This is a genomic window from Kitasatospora sp. NPDC088861 (assembly GCF_044750105.1).
Taxonomy (GTDB): domain Bacteria; phylum Actinomycetota; class Actinomycetes; order Streptomycetales; family Streptomycetaceae; genus Kitasatospora.
The window spans coordinates 41,477-61,419 of sequence record NZ_JBIVJF010000036.1; the positions used below are offsets into that span (position 1 = coordinate 41,477).

The 19,943-nt window shown below is 71.8% G+C and carries 19 protein-coding genes; 11 read left to right on the forward strand and 8 right to left on the reverse strand.

Annotated features, from left to right (window positions below; all coding sequences use genetic code 11):
- Window positions 1-104 precede the first annotated feature (104 nt).
- The 5 genes from ACIP37_RS34270 to ACIP37_RS34290 all read left to right on the forward strand — a co-directional run bounded on the left by ACIP37_RS34270 (window position 105) and on the right by ACIP37_RS34290 (window position 5,604).
- Window positions 105-836 (forward strand): response regulator transcription factor, encoded by a 732-nt coding sequence (locus ACIP37_RS34270; RefSeq protein WP_350885162.1) that lies wholly within the window; start codon window positions 105-107, stop codon window positions 834-836.
- A 126-nt stretch (window positions 837-962) separates the two neighbouring features.
- Entirely contained in the window at window positions 963-2,024 is a 1,062-nt protein-coding gene (locus tag ACIP37_RS34275) for a LacI family DNA-binding transcriptional regulator (RefSeq protein ID WP_363632082.1), read from the forward strand.
- 125 nt (window positions 2,025-2,149) lie between these two features.
- On the forward strand, window positions 2,150-3,286 hold the full coding sequence (locus tag ACIP37_RS34280) for a S1C family serine protease (RefSeq protein WP_400808931.1): 1,137 nt from the start codon (window positions 2,150-2,152) through the stop codon (window positions 3,284-3,286).
- A 63-nt stretch (window positions 3,287-3,349) separates the two neighbouring features.
- Complete coding sequence (locus ACIP37_RS34285; RefSeq protein ID WP_363586554.1) at window positions 3,350-4,120, forward strand: response regulator transcription factor; 771 nt, start codon at window positions 3,350-3,352, stop codon at window positions 4,118-4,120.
- On the forward strand, window positions 4,117-5,604 hold the full coding sequence (locus ACIP37_RS34290; protein ID WP_400808935.1) for a sensor histidine kinase: 1,488 nt from the start codon (window positions 4,117-4,119) through the stop codon (window positions 5,602-5,604). The genes ACIP37_RS34285 and ACIP37_RS34290 overlap by 4 nt, the downstream gene beginning before the upstream one ends.
- 74 nt (window positions 5,605-5,678) lie before the next feature.
- Here the strand turns inward: ACIP37_RS34290 and ACIP37_RS34295 are convergent, their stop codons facing one another.
- The 6 genes from ACIP37_RS34295 to ACIP37_RS34320 all read right to left on the reverse strand — a co-directional run bounded on the left by ACIP37_RS34295 (window position 5,679) and on the right by ACIP37_RS34320 (window position 13,307).
- Window positions 5,679-7,478 carry a bifunctional metallophosphatase/5'-nucleotidase gene (locus ACIP37_RS34295; RefSeq protein ID WP_400808936.1) on the reverse strand — a complete coding sequence of 600 codons (1,800 nt, stop codon included), beginning with the start codon at window positions 7,476-7,478 and terminating at the stop codon, window positions 5,679-5,681.
- Window positions 7,479-7,703: 225 nt separating this feature from the next.
- On the reverse strand, window positions 7,704-9,053 hold the full coding sequence (locus ACIP37_RS34300) for an ATP-binding protein (protein ID WP_363586551.1): 1,350 nt from the start codon (window positions 9,051-9,053) through the stop codon (window positions 7,704-7,706).
- A 54-nt stretch (window positions 9,054-9,107) separates the two neighbouring features.
- Entirely contained in the window at window positions 9,108-10,682 is a 1,575-nt protein-coding gene (locus tag ACIP37_RS34305) for an SCO6880 family protein (RefSeq protein WP_350885148.1), read from the reverse strand.
- Between the two features lie 7 nt (window positions 10,683-10,689).
- Window positions 10,690-11,979 carry a hypothetical protein gene (locus ACIP37_RS34310; protein WP_400808940.1) on the reverse strand — a complete coding sequence of 430 codons (1,290 nt, stop codon included), beginning with the start codon at window positions 11,977-11,979 and terminating at the stop codon, window positions 10,690-10,692.
- Window positions 11,969-12,784 carry a hypothetical protein gene (locus tag ACIP37_RS34315; RefSeq protein WP_400808943.1) on the reverse strand — a complete coding sequence of 272 codons (816 nt, stop codon included), beginning with the start codon at window positions 12,782-12,784 and terminating at the stop codon, window positions 11,969-11,971. The genes ACIP37_RS34310 and ACIP37_RS34315 overlap by 11 nt, the downstream gene beginning before the upstream one ends.
- A 172-nt stretch (window positions 12,785-12,956) precedes the next feature.
- Complete coding sequence (locus ACIP37_RS34320) at window positions 12,957-13,307, reverse strand: hypothetical protein (protein WP_350885142.1); 351 nt, start codon at window positions 13,305-13,307, stop codon at window positions 12,957-12,959.
- A 239-nt stretch (window positions 13,308-13,546) separates the two neighbouring features.
- On the opposite strand from ACIP37_RS34320, the gene ACIP37_RS34325 reads away from it, so the two are divergent.
- Both ACIP37_RS34325 and ACIP37_RS34330 read left to right on the forward strand, forming a co-directional pair.
- Complete coding sequence (locus ACIP37_RS34325) at window positions 13,547-14,791, forward strand: NlpC/P60 family protein (RefSeq protein ID WP_400845129.1); 1,245 nt, start codon at window positions 13,547-13,549, stop codon at window positions 14,789-14,791.
- A 185-nt stretch (window positions 14,792-14,976) separates the two neighbouring features.
- Window positions 14,977-15,690, forward strand: coding sequence for a phosphatase PAP2 family protein (locus ACIP37_RS34330; protein WP_400845132.1), 714 nt, complete (start codon window positions 14,977-14,979; stop codon window positions 15,688-15,690).
- Between the two features lie 14 nt (window positions 15,691-15,704).
- Here the strand turns inward: ACIP37_RS34330 and ACIP37_RS34335 are convergent, their stop codons facing one another.
- Window positions 15,705-15,902 carry a hypothetical protein gene (locus tag ACIP37_RS34335; protein ID WP_363586548.1) on the reverse strand — a complete coding sequence of 66 codons (198 nt, stop codon included), beginning with the start codon at window positions 15,900-15,902 and terminating at the stop codon, window positions 15,705-15,707.
- A gap of 162 nt (window positions 15,903-16,064) precedes the next feature.
- Between ACIP37_RS34335 and ACIP37_RS34340 the strand changes: the two genes are divergently transcribed.
- Both ACIP37_RS34340 and ACIP37_RS34345 read left to right on the forward strand, forming a co-directional pair.
- The gene (locus tag ACIP37_RS34340; protein ID WP_363586547.1) at window positions 16,065-16,964 is read left to right on the forward strand and encodes a hypothetical protein; all 900 of its coding nucleotides are present in this window, start codon (window positions 16,065-16,067) and stop codon (window positions 16,962-16,964) included.
- A 196-nt stretch (window positions 16,965-17,160) separates the two neighbouring features.
- On the forward strand, window positions 17,161-17,361 hold the full coding sequence (locus ACIP37_RS34345; protein ID WP_400845136.1) for a hypothetical protein: 201 nt from the start codon (window positions 17,161-17,163) through the stop codon (window positions 17,359-17,361).
- Between the two features lie 70 nt (window positions 17,362-17,431).
- Here ACIP37_RS34345 and ACIP37_RS34350 read toward each other — a convergent pair whose 3' ends face one another.
- Complete coding sequence (locus ACIP37_RS34350) at window positions 17,432-17,824, reverse strand: metal-sensitive transcriptional regulator (protein ID WP_363586545.1); 393 nt, start codon at window positions 17,822-17,824, stop codon at window positions 17,432-17,434.
- 403 nt (window positions 17,825-18,227) lie between these two features.
- Between ACIP37_RS34350 and ACIP37_RS34355 the strand changes: the two genes are divergently transcribed.
- A complete protein-coding gene (locus ACIP37_RS34355; RefSeq protein ID WP_063348282.1) occupies window positions 18,228-18,848 on the forward strand; it encodes a DUF47 domain-containing protein in 621 nt (206 codons plus the stop codon).
- Between the two features lie 5 nt (window positions 18,849-18,853).
- Entirely contained in the window at window positions 18,854-19,849 is a 996-nt protein-coding gene (locus ACIP37_RS34360) for an inorganic phosphate transporter (RefSeq protein ID WP_063348283.1), read from the forward strand.
- Window positions 19,850-19,943 lie beyond the last annotated feature (94 nt).

Below are 19,943 nucleotides of genomic sequence, written 5' to 3' on the forward strand. Positions count from 1 at the left end.
CCTCGGGCGTCCGTCCTCCTCCCCCCGCCCTCAGCACGTGCGCCATCCGGCTGTGGCGGCAGCCGTAACGCGACCGCGACGACCCGGAAAGGGGACTACCGGGTATGAGTTCTCTCCTCCTCCTCACCAACGCTCTGCAACCCTCCGCGGAGGTGCTGCCGGCCCTCGGCCTGCTGCTGCACAACGTCCGGGTGGCCCCCGCCGAGGGATCCGCCCTGGTGGACACCCCCAGTGCGGACGTCATCCTGGTCGACGGCCGGCGCGACCTGCCGCAGATCCGTAGCCTCTGCCAGCTGCTGCGCTCCACCGGCATCGGCTGCCCGCTGATCCTGGTGGTGACCGAGGGCGGCCTCGCCGCCGTCACCGCCGAGTGGGGCATCGACGACGTCCTGCTGGACACCGCCGGCCCGGCCGAGGTCGAGGCCCGGCTGCGGCTCGCACTCGGCCGGCTCCACATCAGCACCGACGACAGCCCGATGGAGATCCGCAACGGCGACCTCTCGGTCGACGAGGCCACCTACTCCGCCAAGCTCAAGGGCCGGGCGCTCGACCTCACCTTCAAGGAGTTCGAGCTGATCAAGTACCTCGCCCAGCACCCCGGCCGGGTCTTCACCCGGGCCCAGCTGCTGCAGGAGGTCTGGGGCTACGACTACTTCGGCGGTACCCGGACGGTGGACGTGCACGTCCGACGGCTGCGCGCCAAGCTCGGCGTCGAGCACGAGCAGCTGATCGGCACCGTGCGCAACGTCGGCTACCGCTTCGTCGTCCCGGAGAAGCCGGAGAAGGGCGAGCGCCCGGAGCTCGCCCAGCGCCCCTCGGCGCCGCTGGAGGCCTGACCGGCGGCCGGGCGGGCCGACCCCGCCCGGCTTGTCCGGTTCGCTCCCCCGGCACCTGCCGAAAGCCCTGCCGGAAAGCCCCAGGTCCCACTGCCGACGCGCACGCCACACGCGTAGACTCCCCCCGTGGCCAAAGTGACGCGCGACGATGTAGCCCGGCTGGCTGGTACCTCGACCGCGGTCGTCAGCTACGTCATCAACAACGGGCCGCGCCCGGTCGCGCCCGCGACCCGGGAGAAGGTCCTCGCCGCGATCGAGCAGCTCGGCTACCGGCCGAACAGCGTCGCCCAGGCGATGGCCTCCCGCCGGACCAACCTGATCGGCATGGTCGTCCCGGACGCCCGCCAGCCCTTCTTCGCCGAGATGGCGCACGCCGTGGAACGGGCCGCCTCCGAGCGCGGCAAGCTCGTGCTGATCGGCAACTCCGACTACGTGGACGACCGCGAGGTGCACTACGTCCGGGCCTTCCTCGGCATGCGCGTCTCCGGCCTGATCCTGGTCAGCCAGGGCCCCTCGCAGCGCGCCGCCGAGGAGTTCGCCGCGATGGAGGGCGCCAAGGTCGTGCTGCTGCACCGCCGCCCCGAGGCGATCGACGACGTCGCGGTGGTCACCGACGACGTGGGCGGCGCCGAGGCCGTCGTCCGCCACCTGCTGGAGGTGCACGGGCACCCGTACGTGGCCTGCTTCGGCGGCCCGGTCGAGTCCCCCGCCCCCGGCGACCCGGTCATCGACCACGTCGAGGGCTGGCAGCGCGCCATGGACGCGCACGGCCTGCCCACCGAGCCCCACCTGATCGACGCGCCCTTCCACCGCTACGGCGCGTACGAGGTCGCGCTCGGGGTACTGCGCTCGCCGGACCGGCCGCGGGCGATCTTCTGCTCCACCGACGACCAGGCGATCGGCGTGCTGCGGGCCGCCCGCGAGGTCGGCCTGAAGGTCCCGGAGGACCTCGCGGTGGCCGGCTTCGACGACGTCCCCGAGGCCGCGCTCGCCGACCCGCCGCTGACCACCGTCGCCTCCGACCGCGACGCGATGGCCCGGGCCGCCGTGGACCTGGTGCTCGACGACTCGCTGATGGTGCCCGGATCGGACACCGAGCGGGTCCGCAAGTTCCCGTCCCGCCTGGTGATCCGGCGCTCCTGCGGCTGCGGCGGCGCCGCGGCGGTCCCGACCGGGGAAGCGGAGTAGCGCACTCCGCTCCACCCGCCGCCGCACACCGCCTGACCAGGCTTTATGAGAACCCAACGGGCTTCTCGGACCCTTCTGAGCCGGTTCTCATGCCATCCTCATCCACCAGGCGGACTTTGGTCTGCATGAGCGAACAGCAGCAGCACCACGACGAGCAGTACGGCCCGTACGAGCCCCGCGTGGTCGAGGGCACCGTCCTCGGCAGCAGCGCCGCCACGACCGCCTACGGGTACCGCGAGGACCACTCGGCCGGCGGCTTCGACTCCCCGCCCCCGCCCATGCCCCCCGAGCCGCCCACCGCCGGCCGGCCCGGCGGCCACGGCGGCCACGGCAACCGCACCCGGCGCGGCCTGCTGCGCGGGCGGCTCGCCCTGGTCACCGCCGTCGCCGCGGTCGCCGCCGTCATCGGCGGCGTCACCGGCGGGTTCGTCGCCGCCGAGCAGCACGGCTCCGCCACCCGCACCAGCACCGTCGCCAGCCCCGTCTCCGCCCGCTCCGACGGCGGAGCCGACGTGCCGGCCATCGCCGCCGCCGTCTCGCCGAGCGTCGTCCAGATCACCGTCAAGAACGGCAACGGCACCGCCACCGGCACCGGCGTCATCCTCGACACCAGCGGACGGATCCTCACCAACTACCACGTGATCGACACCGCCGCCGACGGCGGCCAGATCACCGTCACCTTCAAGGACGGCTCCACCGCCGCGGCCACCGTCACCGGCACCGACAAGTCCCTCGACGTCGCCGTGATCACCGCCGGCGGCGGCAAGAACCTCACCCCCGCCACCCTCGGCGACTCCTCCGGCGTGGCCGTCGGCGACCCCGTCGTCGCCATCGGCAACCCCGACGGCCTCACCGGCACCGTCACCTCCGGCATCATCAGCGCCGAGAACCGCGACGTCACCGTCCAGCTCGACGAGGGCACCACCAGCAGCAACGGCGGCTTCGGCTTCCCCAGCCTGCCCGGCCTGCCCAACCTGCCCGGAACGCGCGGCAACCTCCCGCAGCAGAACAGCGGCAGCACCACCACCTACAAGGCCTTCCAGACCGACGCCGCCCTCAACCCCGGCAACTCCGGCGGCCCGCTCATCAACGCCAACGGCCAGGTCATCGGCATCAACTCGGCGATGTACGCCCCCAGCGGCGCCAGCTCCACCGCCGGCGGCGGCGGCAGCAGCGCCGGCAGCGTCGGCCTCGGCTTCGCCATCCCGATCAACGACATCAAGCAGGTTCTGCCGAAACTGGAGGCCGGCCAGAACCTGTAAGACGGACAATTACCCCCGGTACTCCCAGCAGGCCCTCCACCCGACGAGAAAGGGCAGCAGCCCATGACCCCGTCCGCCGACGACCGCACCCCCGCCGAGGCCGGCCACCCCTCCGCCCGGCTCCTCGTGGTCGACGACGAACCCGCCCTCCGGGACGCCCTGGAGAGCAGCCTCGCCTTCGAGGGCTACGAGGTCGCCACCGCCACCGACGGCTACGAGGCCCTGGAATCCGTCGAACGCGACCGGCCCGACCTCGTCCTGCTGGACATCATGATGCCCCGGATGGACGGCCTCACCGCCGTCCGCCGGATGCGCTCCCGCGGCGACACCGTCCCCGTCCTGATGCTCACCGCCCGCGACGCCGTCGGCGACCGCGTCACCGGCCTGGACGTCGGCGCCGACGACTACCTCGCCAAGCCCTTCGAGCTCGACGAACTGCTCGCCCGCGTCCGCGCCCTGCTGCGCCGCAACGCCCTCGCCACCGAGGCCGCCGCCCGCGCCGCCGCCGAGGACGAGAGCGAGGTGCTGGCCTTCGGCGACCTGCGGATGAACACCGCCACCCGCGAGGTCACCCGCGCAGGCAAGCCCGTCGAACTCACCCGCACCGAGTTCATGCTGCTGGAGATGTTCCTCTCCCACCCCCGCCAGGTCCTCACCCGCGAACAGATCCTCAAGGCCGTCTGGGGCTTCGACTTCGAACCCTCCTCCAACTCCCTGGACGTCTACGTGATGTACCTGCGCCGCAAGACCGAGCAGGGCGGCATGCCCCGCCTCATCCAGACCGTACGCGGCGTCGGCTACGCCCTGCGCCCGGCCGCCGGCGCCACCACGTGACCTCCCCCACGCCCTACCCGCCCCCGCCACTGGCTCCACCCGGCGCCCCCCGCCGCCGGCGCCTCACCCACTGGCTCCGCTCCCGCTCCCTCCGCAGCCGCCTCACCTTCCTGAGCGCGGCCGCGGTCGCGGTGGCCATCGCCCTGTCGGCGCTGGCCTGCTGGTTCATCGTGGAGAAGCAGCTGTACGACCAGGTCCGGGCGGACCTGGCGGGTGCTCCCGCAGCACCGATCGGGAAGTACCCCCTGACCTGCTACGCCACCCCGGAAGCCGCGCTGGAGAACCAGCGCGGCGTCGGCATCCCGGACATCAGCGGGGCCGTCCCCCGGGACACCCAGTTCCTCCGGGCCGGGGGCGTCTGCCTGCCCCCCGGGGCGACCAAGGCCATCGCGACCACGTCGGAGGACGCCGCCGGATTCCGGCTCAAGCCGGGCCAGTCGATCATCCGGGACGGCAGGTACACCAACGGTGACCCCGCGATCGTCCGGCTGACCCTCAACCACAGCTTCCAGGTGCCCGTCGTCGTCATGGTCGCGACCCCCTCCCAGCCCATCGAGGACTCCCTCCAGCGGCTCGCCCTCCTCCTCGGCGGCGTGGCCCTCGGCGGGATCATCCTCGCCGCCATCGCCGGCCGCGTGGTCGCCCGGTCCGCGCTCAAGCCCGTCGACCAACTCACCGACGCCGTCGAGCACATCGCCCGCACCGAGGAGGTCGGCACCACCATCCCCGTCCAGGGGGACGACGAGATCGCCCGGCTCTCCACCTCCTTCAACTCGATGAGCACCGCCCTCGCCAACTCCCGCGAGCGGCAGACCCGGCTGATCGCCGACGCCGGGCACGAGCTGCGCACCCCGCTCACCTCGCTGCGCACCAACGTCGACCTGCTGATCCGCAGCAACGACACGGGCCGCCCGCTGCCCGCCGCGACCAAGACCAAGCTGCTGGGCAACATGAAGGCGCAGATGCAGGAGCTCACCGTCCTGATCGGGGACCTGCTCCAGCTGTCCCGCCCGGACTCCCCCAAGCCGGTCCACAACCCCACCGTGGTGGCCCTGCACGAGATCGCCGGACGGGCGGTCGAGCGGGCGAAGCTGCGCGGCCCGGGGCTGGTCTTCGAGACCGCGACCGACCCCTGGTTCGTGCACGGCGACGCCCCCGGGCTCGAACGCGCGGTGATCAACCTGCTGGACAACGCGGTCAAGTACAGCCCGCCCGGCGGCACCATCGAAGTCCGGCTCCAGCAGGGCGTGTTGACCGTCCGCGACCACGGCCCCGGCATTCCGCCGGAGGAACTGCAGTACGTGTTCGACCGGTTCTGGCGTTCGCCGTCCTCGCGGCAGCTGCCCGGCTCCGGCCTGGGCCTGTCGATCGTCGCGCAGAGCGTCCGGGAGGCGGGCGGCGAGGTGTCGCTGGGCCCGGCCGGGGACGGCGGACCGGGCGCGCTGGCGACCGTCCGGCTGCCCGGCGGCCCCACCCCCGAATAGGGCGGGACCCGCGGACAACGCAGGACGGGCGGGGCGCCCCGACAGCGCCCCGCCCGTCCCGTACCGGCTCACGGTCAGTCGATGTCGACGCCCGGGCCGATGACCTTGATCCGGTCCTGCGCCGGGGCCTTCAGCGGCGAGGCCGCCGAGCTGTGGGCACCCAGGTAGGCCGCGAAGACGTCCAGGTCGGAGGCGCCGACGAGCTTGTCGGTGCCGGCCGCGAAGGCCGGGAAGCCGTCGCCGCCGCCGGCCAGGAACTCGTTGGCCGCGACCCGGTACTTGGCGGCCGCCTCGATCGGAGCGCCGTTCAGCCGGATCGAGTCGACGACCACCCGGTCCGCGCCGGTCTTGCGCATGTCCAGGGTGTAGCGCAGGCCCGAGGACGCCTGGAGGATCTTCGGCGCGGCCTCGTTGGAGCCGCTGACCTGCTGCTGGAGCAGCTGCACCAGCTGGGCGCCGGTCAGTGTCTTGACCTGCATCATGTTGGTGAACGGCTGGACGGTGAACGCCTCGCCGTAGGTCACCACGCCGTCGCCCTCGGCGCCGGAGGCCTTGTAGACCAGGTCGGCGCGGATGCCGCCGGGGTTCATGAAGGCGATCTGCGCCCCGCCCTTGGCGGCCGGGGCGAGCCCCTCCACCTGCGCGTCGGCGATCAGGTCGCCGAGCGGCTTCTCCAGGTCGCTGTTGCCGCGGCCGTTGATGTCCGAGGCGATGTAGCCGATCGGCCGGTTGGCGATCGGGGCGGCCAGCTTGGAGTAGTGGTCGACCAGCGCCGTCATGTCGGGCGCCTTCTCGACGGTGCGGCGCACCACGTGGTTCTCGGCCTTGACCGTCGGGCGCACGATCTCGCCGGTGGTCTTGTCCAGCTTCATGTCGATCTCGGTGTACAGCCGGCCGAAGGAGGCGGCGCTGGTGACCGAGCGCGGGACGCCGTTGGGGTCGGGGATGGTGCAGGCGTACGCGTTGTGGGTGTGGCCGGTGACGATGGCGCCGATCGACGGGTCGAGCTTCTTGGAGATGTCGACGATCGGACCGGAGATGCCCTGGCCGGCCGGGCCGCAGTCGTAGTTGTAGACGCTGCTGGCCGGGTAGCCGCCCTCGTGGATCAGCGCGACGATCGAGTTGACGCCCTTGGCCTTGAGCTCGGCGGCGTACTTGTTGATCGTGGTGACCTCGTTGGCGAACTTCAGGCCCTTGACGCCCTCGGCGGTCACGATGTTCGGCGTGCCCTCCAGGGTGACGCCGATGAAGCCGACCTTCACGCCCTGGGACTTGGTCACCCAGTAGGGGGCCAGCAGCGGCTTGCCGGTCTTCTCGTCGGTGACGTTGGCCGACAGGTAGTTGAAGTTGGCGCCCTTGAACGTGCGGCCGGGCTCGTAGCAGCCGTCGACCGGGTGGCAGCCGCCGTCCTGCATGCGCCGCAGTTCCTGCGCGCCCTCGTCGAACTCGTGGTTTCCGACCGAGGTGACGTCCAGGCCGAGCTTGTCCATCGCCTCGATGGTCGGCTCGTCGTGGAAGAGCGCCGAGGTGAGCGGGCTGGCGCCGATGATGTCGCCGGCCGCGACGGTGATCGAGTCGTCGGCCGGGATCCGCGCCTTGCGCAGCTCGGTGGCCAGGTACTCGATGCCACCGGCCGGAGTCGAGACCTCCTTGCCGGTGGCCGGGTCGATCTCCCGGATGGTGCCGGACGAGCCGGCCGGGGGCTCCAGGTTGCCGTGGAAGTCGTTGATCGCCAGCAGTTGGAGGTTGACGGTCTTGTGACGCTTGGCGTTGGCGTCGGCGGCCTGCGCGGCCGTCGGCACGGCCACCGTGCCGAACAGACCTGCGGCGGCGACGACGGCGAGCGCCGCGCGTCGGGATCTGACGGTGAGCATGAGGGTCCCCTGCACCTTGGAGGAGCGCCCGCTGTGGACTGGACCGGGCGTCTGAGCGATGTGTTGCGCCTGTGAAGCCTAGAGTCAACGCGCGTAGCTGTCAGGATGTCGAACGTAACGAGAGGATTACCTCCTGACGAACCGTCGCCGTCCGACCAGGGCCGCTGCCCCCGTCCGAGCCTCCCGGCGCCGCCCTGCAGAGCCGCCCGGACCCCCGCCGGCCGCTCAGACTCCCGGCTCGGCCGCCAACTGCCGCTCGGCCCGGTCCCGTTCGGCCACCGCGTCCTCGGTCATCGCACGGTCGGTGTACACCAGCGGCCGCTCGGCCTCGGTGATGATGTGCTTGACCACCTGGACGTTGCCGTTGACGTCCCAGACCGCGATGCCCGGCGACAGGGTGGGGATGATCTCCACCGCCCAGCGCGGCAGGCCCAGCACCCGGCCGGTGGCCCGCGCCTCCTCCGCCTTCTGCATGTAGATCGTCCGGGTGGAGGCCATCTTCAGGATCGCCGACGCCTCCTTGGCCGCCGCGCCGTCCACCACGTCCGACAGGTGGTGCACCACCGCGACGAAGGAGAGCCCGAGCCGGCGGCCGAACTTCAGCAGCCGCTGGAACAGCTGTGCCACGAACGGGCTGTTGATGATGTGCCAGGCCTCCTCGACCAGGAAGATGCGCTTCTTCCGGTCCGGCCGGATCCAGGTGTGCTCCAGCCACACGCCGACGATCGCCATCAGGATCGGCATCGCGATCGAGTTCCGGTCGATGTGCGAGAGGTCGAAGACGATCAGCGGCGCGTCCAGGTCGATGCCGTCGGTAGTCGACCCGTCGAACATGCCGCGCAGGTCGCCGTCGACCAGCCGGTCCAGCACCAGCGCCACGTCCAGGCCCCAGGACTGCACCTCGTCCACCGCCACGCCCAGCGACTCCACCGAGGACAGCTCGGGGCTGCGCAGGGTGTCGATGATGTCGTCGAGCACCGGCTGGCGGTCCGTCACCGTCGCCACCACATGGGCGTGCGCGGCCTTCAGCGCGAACCCGGCCCGCTCCTCCAGGCCCCGCCCCATCGCCACCTCGACGATGGTGCGCAGCAGCGACAGCTGGCCGGTCTGGGTGATCGCCGGATCCAGCGGGTTGAGCTTCACCCCGCCGTCCCGGGCGGCCATCGGGTCGAGCCGGATCGACTTTATGCCCAGCGCGTTGGCGATCAGGTTCCACTCGCCGACGCCGTCCTCGCCCTGCGCGTCGAGCACCACGACCTGCCGGTCGCGGAACCTCAACTGCCGCAGCACGTACGTCTTCTCCAGCGCCGACTTGCCGTTGCCGGACTCGCCGAGCACCAGCCAGTGCGGGGCCGGCAGCTGCTGCCCGTACAGCTGGAAGGGGTCGTAGACGTACCCCTTGCCGCTGTACACCTCACGGCCGATGATCACGCCCGAGTCGCCCAGCCCCGGCGCGGCGGTGGGCAGGTAGACCGCCTGCGCCTGGCCGGTGGAGGTGCGCACCGGCAGCCGGGTGGTCTCCACCTTGCCGAACATCAGGCTGGTGAACGCCTCGGAGAGGTTGCCGAGCGCCATGTACGGCCTCCTGGTCTGGTCGACGGGCGGTGGTGGAGCGGTGCGGACCGGGTGTCAGCGGCGGATGCCGGTCGCGAACGGCAGGGTGTTGACGAAGGCCCGGTGGTGCTCGCGGTCGCACCACTCCAGCTTGAGGTAGCTCTTGCCGGCCGAGGCCCGGATGGTGCGCTTGTCCCGGGCCAGCGCGTCGGGGTTGCGCGAGGACACCGTGATGTAGCCGACCAGGTTCACGCCGGCCGCGCCGGAGGCCAGGTCGTCGCCGCGCTGGTCCACCCGGCCGGTGTGGGCCAGGTCGCGCGGGTCGACCGTCCGGTTCATCTTGGCCGCGCGGCTGGCCTCCGCCTCGTCGTTGGTCTTCTCGGTCAGCATCCGCTCGATCGCGACGTCGGTGGGCTCCAGGTCCATCGTCACCGCGACCGTCCGGATCACGTCCGGGGTGTGCACAAGCAGCGGCGCCAGGAAGTTGACCCCCACCGGGGTCAGCGGCCACTCCTTGATCCACGCGGTGGCGTGGCACCACGGCTCCCGGGTCGCCGACTCGCGGGTCTTCGCCTCCAGGTACTGCGGGTTGGTCGCGTCCAGTTCGGCCGGCCAGGCGTTGCGCCGGGACATCGCCTGGATGTGGTCGATCGGGTGGTCCGGGTCGTACATCGAGTGCAGCAGCGAGGAGAGCCGGGCCTGCCCCAACGGCTGGCGCACCCGGATGTCCGCCTCCGCCAGCCGGGCGCAGATGTCGGTGAGCTCGCGCGCCATCACGGCCGCCAGCCCCTCGTCGTCCCGGGCCCGCCGACCGGTCGCCGTACGGCCCATCGCGTGCGCCTCGGCCGCCAGGTCGCGGGTGTAGTGCATGCACGCGACCAGGTACGCCCGGTGCTGCTCCGAGGAGGTCGACACCATCGACTGCAACTGGTCGTACGAGTCCTGCAGCCAGCGCGGCGCGTCGTGGTCCCCGCGCCGCTCGACGTCCTTGGCGTGCGCGTCCGGGTCGGCCGGCAGCGTCCGGGCCAGGATCTGCAACCGGGTCACGAAGCCGTCCCCGTTGGCGACGTGCTTCAGCAGCGTGCCGAACCGGTCGACCAGCGCCTCCTGGTCCTCCGAGTCGCGCAGGCCTACACCCGGGCCCTCGATCTCGATCGCGGCCGTCACCGTCCGCCGCTCCAGGTGCATCAGCACCCCGACCTCGTCCGGCCCGAACGGCGCGGTCAGCCAGCGCAGCCGCCCCACCCCGGGCGGCGGGCCGACCTCCACCTCGCGGCCGTCCATCCGGGTCCCGGCGTCCATCACGTCCGAGCGCCACACCGACCGGCCGCTCCGCACCGTCCGGCGGTAGGTGCGGTTGATCTCCGCCCACTTGTAGAACGTCCGCCTGCGGTACGGCACGTACACCGCCGCGATGGCCACCATCGGCAGGCCGATCAGGCCGCCGATCCGCAGCGGCAGGATCGGCATCAGCAGGCCCCAGAGCATGCCGAGGAACGCCCCGAAGATGATCAGGACGATCTCGCCGGACTCCCGGTTGCGGCCGATCGGCGCGTTCGGGCGGGCCTTGCCGATCAGGTAGGTGCGGCGCTGGTGCACGTACGGCTGGGCGTACTGGGCTCCGTACTGGCCGAGCGGTTCACTGCTCACTTACCCGTCACCCTCCCTTCGCTGAGTTGCTGTCGCGGATCGGAACCGAGGTCTGCGGCGGCCCGGCCTGCGGTGGTGGCGCCGGCGTCCGCCCGGCGTGCGCGGCGATGCCCGGCGCGACGGAACCGCCGCCCGCACCCCCGCCGCCGCCACCCGCGCCGACCGGCCCGCGGTCACCGTGGGTGGTGATGCCCTGCTTCATCAGGTTCGCGGTGCCGTTGATCATCGCCGATCCGGCCGACACCGCGCTCGCCCGGGCATGGCGCATGTTCATGATCTCGTCGCCGAAGCCCGGCACGAAGCGGTACACCGCGGCACTCGCGAAGATCGACAGGAACAGGATCGCCAGCCCCGACAGCACCCGCGCGAAGTCGTCGCTGGCCCCGGCACCCGTCGCCACCGCACCCGCCAGGCCCAGGATGACCACGATGATCGGCTTCGCCAGGTCCACCGCCACCATCACCCCCGCCCACCGGCGCACGTGCTTCCACAGCTGCTTGTCCACCAACCCCGCGTACACCGCCGTACCCAGCAGCGCGCCCACGTACAGCATCGCCGCCCGGATCAACAGCTCGATCCAGAGCACCGCCGCCGCCAGCACCGCCACCAGCGACACGATGATCAGGATCAGCGGGCCGCCGCCCATGTCACCCTTCTCCAGGGTGTCGGCGAACGCGCCCAGGTACGACCCGGTGTCCGACTTCGTCCCCACCGCGATCGCCTTGGTCAGCCCGTCCGTCACGCTCACCACGGTGTAGAGGATCAGCGGCGTGAACGCGGACGCCACGACGGTCAGCCACAGGAAGCCGATCGCCTCCGTGAACGCCGTCGCCAACGGCGCCCCCCGCACCGCCCGCTTCGTCACCGCCAGCAGCCACAGCACCAGCGTGATCACCGTCGACACGGCGAACACCACCGCGTACTGCTGCAGGAACGACGCATTGGTGAAGTCCACCTGCGTCGTCCCGTCGATCGCGCTCGACAGCTTCCGCACCACCCAAGCCGCCGCCTGGGCACACCCCTTGGCCAACGACCCCAACGGATCGGTCACACTCCCGACGGTCCCACTGCCCGGGATGACGACCGCGCCATTCGGGGCGCAGCCCGCGTCGCTGCCCGGGATCGGCAGATCGACCTTCTGGCACGTGGGGGTGGCGGACGGCGTGGCCGTCGGTGACGGCTCGGCGAACACCCGCTGGGCCGCCAGCAGCGCCGCGACCTGCAAGGCGGCGAACGCCCCCGCCAGCGTGCCCGCTCGGCGTCCGGTGGAACGGTGTGAGGTCTGGTCAACGGGCATAGCGGAACCCCCCGAACTGCTGGACGGCGCCGGTGATCTCGTCGGCGGTGGCGGCCTGCTGGTCCCCCGGCATCGGCGCGGGACCCTGCTTGCTGGTGAAGTCGGTGAGCTTCCAGTCGCTGCCCGTCCAGTGGAGCGAGAGCGTGAGGGTGAACCAGTTCGTCGTCACGGGCTGGACCGAGTGTTCGCCTGCGAGGCCGGTGAGGCCGGTGCACCAGACCTCGACCTTGGCGTCGCCGTCGCTGTAGCCGGTCGACTTGGCCCCGACCGGGACGGTGCGGCTGACGAACGTGAGGCCCTTGGGCGCGCGGCCCTGGGCGTCGAGGCCGTAACGGGCGGCGGTGTCACCGCCGAACCCCTGGTCCAGGCGGCTCTGCAGGCCGGAAACCGCGCCCGGGTCGGCGATGGTGGCGACGATGGCGTGGCGGCTGTCGGCGCGGAACATGTCGGCGGAGCCGATCGCCACCGCGTAGTTGGCGGCGGCGGACTGGGCGCCCTGGTCGGTGTGCGGGTAGCCGGATCCGATGCCGTTGGTGGTGGTGCCGACGGGCTGGTCGCCGCTGGGGGCGGGGCCGGCGCCGGCGGGCGCGGTGGGGGCGGCGTGGTCGGCGGAGCGGCCGGTGCTGCCGGGGTCGGGTTTGTCGCGGTTGGCGATGGCGATGGCCACGACGAGCAGGGTGACGACGACGAGGACGGTCAGCAGGGTGCGGAGCGGTCGGGCCTGACGCGGGGTCGGCTGGGAGGAGGGCTGTTCGCCGACCGGCAGCCGCGTACGGGTGTGCGGCTGGTCGTCGGACAACGGCACGGCGGCCCTCCTGGTGCGGGGAGCCGGGGGGCTCCGGGGGCCCTCCGCCGGGGGCGGGCGCGGACGGAGGGTGGGAACGGGGGGTGGACTGCTGGCGGGTGGGCTCGGGGCGGTCCGGACGGGGACCTGGCCCCGGGGCGGGCGGGCGGGCCTGACTACTGCTGTCCGATCGTCAGATCGCCATGCCGTAGACAATGGTGAACAGCGTGCCGAGTGATCCAATGATGAACACGCCGGTCAGACCGGCGACGATCAGCCCCTTGCCCTGTTCGGCGCCGAAGCTGTCGCGCATCGCGGTCGCACCGATCCGCTGTTTGGCCGCCCCCCAGACGGCGATGCCGAGGCAGATGAGGATGGCGACGGCCATGATGACCTCGACCATCACCCTGGCCTCCGACCCGAGGGTCGCGAACGGGCCCCAGTCCGGGGCGATCCCGCCGATGATGGTGTCGATATTCGGCTTCTTTGGAGGGTCCTCGGCCAGGTGGCCGATCGCGTTCGTGTGCACGCTGCTCAGGTTCATTTCCATCTCACCGCCCGATCAGGCAAATTCAAGGGCCCTGACCCCGCCCGCGCGAAGGGTCGGTACCTATTCTTGGCCAGATCTGATGTCGACTTGGCTACTTCTCGCGGATTGGTCGTGAGGCACCGGGCACGTACGCGAGGATGTCCACCGTACGAAGGATAGCGCTCACTCTTTGTATCTCTGATGATTGCGGTGAGCAACGCCTTCCGGAACACTTCGACTGACGATTCGTCGGGATGGTGCTGATGGTACTCCGGAAGGCCGGTACGGCCGCCGCCGCTGCGGGAGTTGTGACGTTCGGGTTGCTCGGTTTGGTGACGGTGGGGACGTTCGCGGCGAGTGGGACGCCGCAGCAGTCGGCGAATCGCGCCGCACTCTCGCCGGGGACGGTCCCGGCGGCGTTCCAGGCGCCGATCCAGCAGTGGGGCGCGCTCTGCCCGGAGATCTCGCCGCCGATGCTCGCGGCACAGCTCTACCAGGAAAGCGGTTTCGATCCGAAGGCCCAATCGGGCGTCGGGGCACAGGGAATGGCGCAGTTCATGCCCGATACCTGGGCGGCGTACGGCACGGACGCCAATGGGGACGGCAAGAAGGACGTCTGGGACCCGCTGGACGCGATCGCCTCGGCGGCCACCTTCGACTGCGCGCTCGCGAAGGACGTCGCCAAGGTCCCGGGCGACCGGCAGGCCAACCTGCTGGCCGCCTACAACGCCGGCCCGTACGCGGTGACCAAGTACAACGGGGTGCCGCCGTACAAGGAGACCCAGGGCTATGTGAGGAACATTCAGGCGATGGCCCGCAGCTTCTCGGTGCCCACGGCGCCGGTGGAGGTGTCCGGGCAGTCGGCCGGGGCGATCTACTTCGCGCAGAGCAAGCTCGGGACGCCGTACCTGTGGGGCGGGGAGGGGCTGCCCTCGCAGAACGGGCGGTTCGACTGCTCGGGCCTGACCCAGGCGGCGTACGCCAGCGTGGGCATCACGCTGCCCCGGGTGGCGAACGACCAGTGGTACGCCGGGCCGCACCCGTCGCGCGACCAGCTGCGGCCGGGCGACCTGGTGTTCTGGGCGACGGACCTGAACGATCCTCGGAGCATCCACCACGTCGGGATCTACGTCGGCGGCGGTTACATGATCAACGCGCCGCACACCGGCGCGGTGATCCGCTACGACAAGATCGACACCAGGGAGTACATCGGCGCGACCCGGGTCACCTCGGACGGCGCCCAGGCGCTGCCGGCCCGCAACGCGGACGGCTCCGTGAGCGCCCCGAGCCGCCCGGGCTCGACGGCGCCGACCGGCCCGACCGGCCCGACCGCGGCGACCGCCCCTTCGGCCCCGGTGGCCCCGGTGGCCCCGGCAGCCCTGGTGAGCCCCAGCAGCGCCGCCACCCGGCCCGCCGCAGGACCGCCCGTGGCCGCCGCGCCGCCCGCCCCGACCGGCCCGGACCCCGCCGGGGCGGGGCGGCCGGCGGCGAAGAACTGAGCCGCCCGTGGCCCCGAGGTGTGAGTGCCCTGTGGACGCTGAGTCAAGTTTCCATAACCGCGCGTTTCCGTGGAACGCTGTGCCCCGGCGATGACGTTGGTCCCGATGGCCCACCGTCAGCTTCCCGCGCCGGGAAGGGCCCCGACCGGATCGAACAGCTGCAGCGGACCAGAAGGAGGTGCGGCGTGTCGACGCCGCTTGCCGACACGACCAACCCCGACCTCGGCCTGCTCTACGCCGTCAACGGACTGGCCAAGCGCTCCCCGCAGTGGCTGGACCACCTGGTCTCGTGGATCGGTGAGTACGGCATCCTGATCGGCCTGGCGATGCTGGGCCTGGTGGCCTGGCTGCAGGCGAGACGCCGCCCGGACGCGCCGGTGGCCGTCGCCGGGCTGCTCTGGGTGCCGCTCTCCGTCGCCATCGCCGAGCTGGCCAACCTGCCGATCGCCGCGATCGTGAACCGTCCGCGCCCGTTCGTCGACCACAGCGGGCTGCTGGTGCTGGTGGACGGCAAGGCAGGCACCCACTCCTTCGTCAGCGACCACTCGACCATGACGATGGGCGTGGCGGTGGCGCTGTCCCTGGTGAACCGGCGGCTCGGCTGGATCGCCGGGGGCCTGGCCCTGTTGCAGGGCTTCTGCCGGATGTTCATGGGCGTGCACTACCCGACCGACGTGATCGGCGGCTTCGCGCTCGCCGCCGCGGTGGTGCTGCTGCTGGCGCCGATCGCGATGGCGGTGCTCGTCCCGCTCTGCCACGCGCTGGGCCGGACCGCCCTCGCCCCACTGATCCGGGCGCCGGAGCGCGCCGGCGGCGGCCCGCGCGGCCGGCGGCGCGGGCGCGAGCGCGGGGCGGTGCGCTCCGAGGAGCAGCCGCCGGAGTCCGATCTGGCCGCGTGAGCCGCCCGGTCCGGCTACCCCGGTCCGCCGCCGCTCTCCGCGAGCGCGAGGTGGTCGTCCCCCTCGCGCCGGACCAGGTCGCGCGAGCGGCGGGCCGGTGAGAACCAGCCGCAGCTGCAGGTCGCGAAGGCGAAGGAACCGCGCTCGCTGACCGCGACGCGGTGTTCGGGCATCCGGGCGGTGCCGGGGGAGGCCGGCAGCTCACTGTGCACGTGGTTCACCGTAACGCGCCGGGCGCCGGGCGCGCGATGCCGTCCACAAGACCTCTTCCGCGTAACCCTTCGCGGCTCAACTCGTTTGCCCGGAAAGAGCTCTGTTCACCTGGTGGTGTCGGCAGGGCAGTCGGGCCCGAGGGGGTTGTCGCGAGGATGAAGATGACCGACCAGCAGCGTGGCGGACGGCCGGGGCGCCGTCCGCGGCCGCATCTGCGTTCGGCGGCCAGGGCCGCCCTGCTCGCCGCCGCCCTGGCCGGCCTGTCCGCCGGCTGCGCGGCCGGCTCCGGTGGCGGCTCCTCCGACCAGCAGTCGGGTGCCCCCGACCAGCTCGCCGCGGACCCGCTGACGGCGGTGCGCAACACCGCCGACATCACCGGCCGCACCGGCTCCGCGCACACCGCCACCGAGTTGGTCACCGAGTCGTCCGAGAAGAAGGCCGTCTTCACCGGGACGGGCGGCTACGACTACGTGAAGCGGATCGGCCGACTGGAGGTCCAGGTGCCGCCGGGCGCGGCGACCACCGGGAAGATCGTCGAGGTGGTCCTGCCGGGCACCGTCTACCTGCAGAACAGCGGCGCCAAGGTGCCCGAGGGCAAGTGGGTCAAGCTGGACGTGCGCCAGCTGCCGGACGGCAACCTGGTCAGCAGCGGCGCCACCGACCCGGCCTCGGCGGCGGGCGCCCTGCGCGGGGCGCAGAAGGCGGACGCGGTCGGCACCGAGACCGTCGACGGGGTGGCGCTGCACCACTACCGCGGCACCCTGGACCTGGCCAAGGCGGCCGACGCGACCGGCGGCCGCGGCGGGGACGGCCTGCGGATGGGGGCCCAGACCTTCACCGTGAAGGAGGTCCCGTACGACGCCTGGCTGGACGACCAGGGCCGGCTGCACAAGGTGGTCGAGGTGTTCACCTTCGCCGGGGTGGCCGGTTCGAAGGAGGCCAAGGACCAGGTGAAGGTGACGTCGACCACCTCGGTGACGGACTTCGGCAAGCCGGTGGAGGCGGCCGAGCCGCCGGCCTCGGACATCTACGCGATGAAGCCCTCGGAAAGTCCGAAGTAGGCCGCCGGGGCAGGGCTCCGGCGCCGGGGCGAACCGGGGCGCCGCCGGAGCGGGTGGCCGCCCGGGGAGCGGCGGTCACCCGTTTCGGCGGCGTCGAGATGGCCCGTCCGTGCCATGTGGACGGGCTCCGAAGTGCCTAGGCTGGACGTCGGGTGGCTGCCGCCCGGGCTGGCGAGGCACTGAAGGGGTGGTGCAGGTGGTGTCGTCCACGGGCGGCCGCAGCGGCGGCCACGACGACGCGGCCCTCGACGAGATCGATCTGGCCGGCGAGCTGATGATCGCCGCGACGGCCAGCACCGGCGACCGGCTGCCGACCGAGCGGATCGACGAGGTGCTGCTCGACCGGACCGAGCCGGGGCGGACCGACGGCGGGGCCTGGCGGCAGGCCGACGGGTAGGGCGTTCGCGGCTCGGGGGTGTCGGCGACCGGGGGCGTGCGCGGCCCGGACCTGCTCGCCCGGCCCGGCCTCAGCTGCGCAGCAGCCGGCCGATCGCGGCCGTGGCCTCCGCGACCTTGGCGTCGAGTTCGGCACCGCCCTCCTCGGCGGCGGCCGCGACGCAGTGCCGCAGGTGCTCCTCCAGCAGGGACAGCGCGAAGGACTGCAGCGCTTTGGTGCCGGCCGAGACCTGGGTGAGCACGTCGATGCAGTAGACGTCCTCGTCGACCATGCGCTGGAGGCCCCGGATCTGGCCCTCGATCCGGCGCAGCCGCTTGAGGTGGGCGTCCTTCTGCGCGCTGTAGCCGTGCGGACCGTGCCCGCCCTGATGTCCTGCGGCGGCCGCGGGGGCGGCGGGTGCGTCGGCCTGCGCGTCGGTGCCGTGCCCGTGGTCCGGCTCGGTGCGCGCTTGCGTCGTGGTCATCGGCCCGCCTTCGTCTGGATGCCTGGTGGCTGCGTCGGCCACCAGTGTCCAACACCGGGGCCGTCCGTGGTGTTCCGACGGCCGACGCGGCATGTGCCGAAGGGTTCCGGACGGTCTGCGGACGGTCTGCGAGCGGGCTGCGAACGGGCTGCGGGCGGGCCGCCGCGCGGTTCACCCGTCTGAGCGGCGCCCCCGTCTTCCGTACGTACCACGGGGACAATCCGGGCGAGGTTCCGTCAGACTGGGGGCTCACGTCCGCACCTGGGTGTGCGGTCCGGGTCAGCTGGTGCGGCAGCCGAACGGAAGAGGAGGTTCCGCCTCCACCATCACCACCCCGTTTGCGCGATTGCGCTTGGTTGCACCTAGCATCGTTCAGTCCCTACCCCGCACATCGGAGATTTCCGTGCGTTTTAGCCTGACCCCGAAGGAGACGAGCTTCTACGACATGTTCTCTGCCGCCGCGGAGAACCTCGTCGTCGGTTCGAAGCTCCTGCTGGAACTGCTGGGATCAGACGTGTCGGCCCGCGCGGAGATCGTCGAGCGCATGCGCGCCGCCGAGCACGCCGGGGACGACACCACCCATGCCGTGTTCCACCAGCTGAACTCGTCCTTCATCACGCCCTTCGACCGCGAGGACATCTACAACCTCGCCTCGTCGCTGGACGACATCATGGACTTCATGGAGGAGGCCGTCGACCTGGTCGTCCTCTACGACATCCAGACGCTGCCGAAGGGGATCGAGCAGCAGATCGAGGTGCTGGCCCGGGCCGCCGAGCTCACCGCCGAGGCGATGCCGAACCTGCGCAGCATGTCGAACCTCACCGAGTACTGGATCGAGGTCAACCGGCTGGAGAACCAGGCCGACCAGATCCACCGCAAGCTGCTCGCCCACCTGTTCTCCGGCCAGTACGACGCCATCGAGGTGCTCAAGCTCAAGCAGGTCGTGGACGTTCTTGAGGAGGCGGCGGACGCGTTCGAGCACGTCGCCAACACGGTGGAGACCATCGCCGTCAAGGAGTCCTGACCCTCGTGGACATGGCAGCACTCATCGCCGTCGTCGGCGTTGCGTTCTTCTTCACCTACACCAACGGCTTCCACGACTCCGCGAACGCGATCGCCACCTCGGTCTCCACCCGAGCGCTGACCCCCAGGGCCGCGCTGGCGATGGCCGCGGTGATGAACCTGGCCGGCGCCTTCCTCGGCAGCGGCGTGGCGCACACCGTCTCCCAGGGGATCATCGAGACCCCCACCGGCGACCGGGGCATGGTGATCCTGTTCGCCGCACTGGTCGGGGCGATCGCCTGGAACCTGGTCACCTGGTACTTCGGCCTGCCGTCCTCCTCCTCGCACGCGCTGTTCGGCGGCATGGTGGGCGCGGCCATGGCCGGCGGCATCGACGTGATCTGGGGCGGCGTCCTCGACAAGATCGTCATCCCGATGATCGTCTCGCCGGTGGTCGGCCTGGTCGGCGGCTTCCTGGTGATGCTGGCGATCCTGTGGATCTTCCGCCGGGCCAACCCGCACAAGGCCAAGCGCAACTTCCGGGTCGCCCAGACCGCCTCGGCCGCCGCGATGGCGCTGGCGCACGGTCTGCAGGACGCGCAGAAGACCATGGGCATCGTGGTGATGGCGCTCACCATCTCCGGCCACCACTCCGGCGAGGGCATCCCGGTGTGGGTGAAGATCTCCTGCGCCACGATGCTCTCGCTGGGCACCTACGCGGGCGGCTGGCGGATCATGCGGACGCTCGGCCGCAAGATCATCGAGCTGGATCCGCCGCAGGGCTTCGCCGCCGAGGCCACCGCCGCGACGGTCATGTACGTCACCTCGTTCGTCTTCAAGGCTCCGATCTCCACCACCCACGTGATCACCGCGGCGATCATGGGCGCGGGAGCCACCAAGCGGATCCGCGCGGTGCGCTGGGGCGTCGCCAAGAACATCGTGCTCGGCTGGTTCATCACGATGCCGGCGGCCGCCATCGTCGCAGCGCTGGTGTACTGGTTCGCCCACCTGTTCTGGGGCTGACCGGCCCCGCACGTGACAGGGCCCGCCCCCACATCTCGGGGGCGGGCCCTTCTTCATGCTCCACGGCGGCACCGCCATGCAGCACCGCGGAGCA

Coding starts and splice junctions, on each gene's coding strand:
- ACIP37_RS34270 (WP_350885162.1), top strand. CDS start 105: ATGAGTTCTCTCCTCCTCCTCACCAACGCTCTGCAACCCTCCGCGGAG.
- ACIP37_RS34295 (WP_400808936.1), bottom strand. CDS start 7,478: ATGCTCACCGTCAGATCCCGACGCGCGGCGCTCGCCGTCGTCGCCGCC.
- ACIP37_RS34310 (WP_400808940.1), bottom strand. CDS start 11,979: ATGCCCGTTGACCAGACCTCACACCGTTCCACCGGACGCCGAGCGGGC.
- ACIP37_RS34280 (WP_400808931.1), top strand. CDS start 2,150: ATGAGCGAACAGCAGCAGCACCACGACGAGCAGTACGGCCCGTACGAG.
- ACIP37_RS34325 (WP_400845129.1), top strand. CDS start 13,547: ATGGTGCTGATGGTACTCCGGAAGGCCGGTACGGCCGCCGCCGCTGCG.
- ACIP37_RS34350 (WP_363586545.1), bottom strand. CDS start 17,824: ATGACCACGACGCAAGCGCGCACCGAGCCGGACCACGGGCACGGCACC.
- ACIP37_RS34300 (WP_363586551.1), bottom strand. CDS start 9,053: ATGGCGCTCGGCAACCTCTCCGAGGCGTTCACCAGCCTGATGTTCGGC.
- ACIP37_RS34320 (WP_350885142.1), bottom strand. CDS start 13,307: ATGAACCTGAGCAGCGTGCACACGAACGCGATCGGCCACCTGGCCGAG.
- ACIP37_RS34340 (WP_363586547.1), top strand. CDS start 16,065: ATGACCGACCAGCAGCGTGGCGGACGGCCGGGGCGCCGTCCGCGGCCG.
- ACIP37_RS34285 (WP_363586554.1), top strand. CDS start 3,350: ATGACCCCGTCCGCCGACGACCGCACCCCCGCCGAGGCCGGCCACCCC.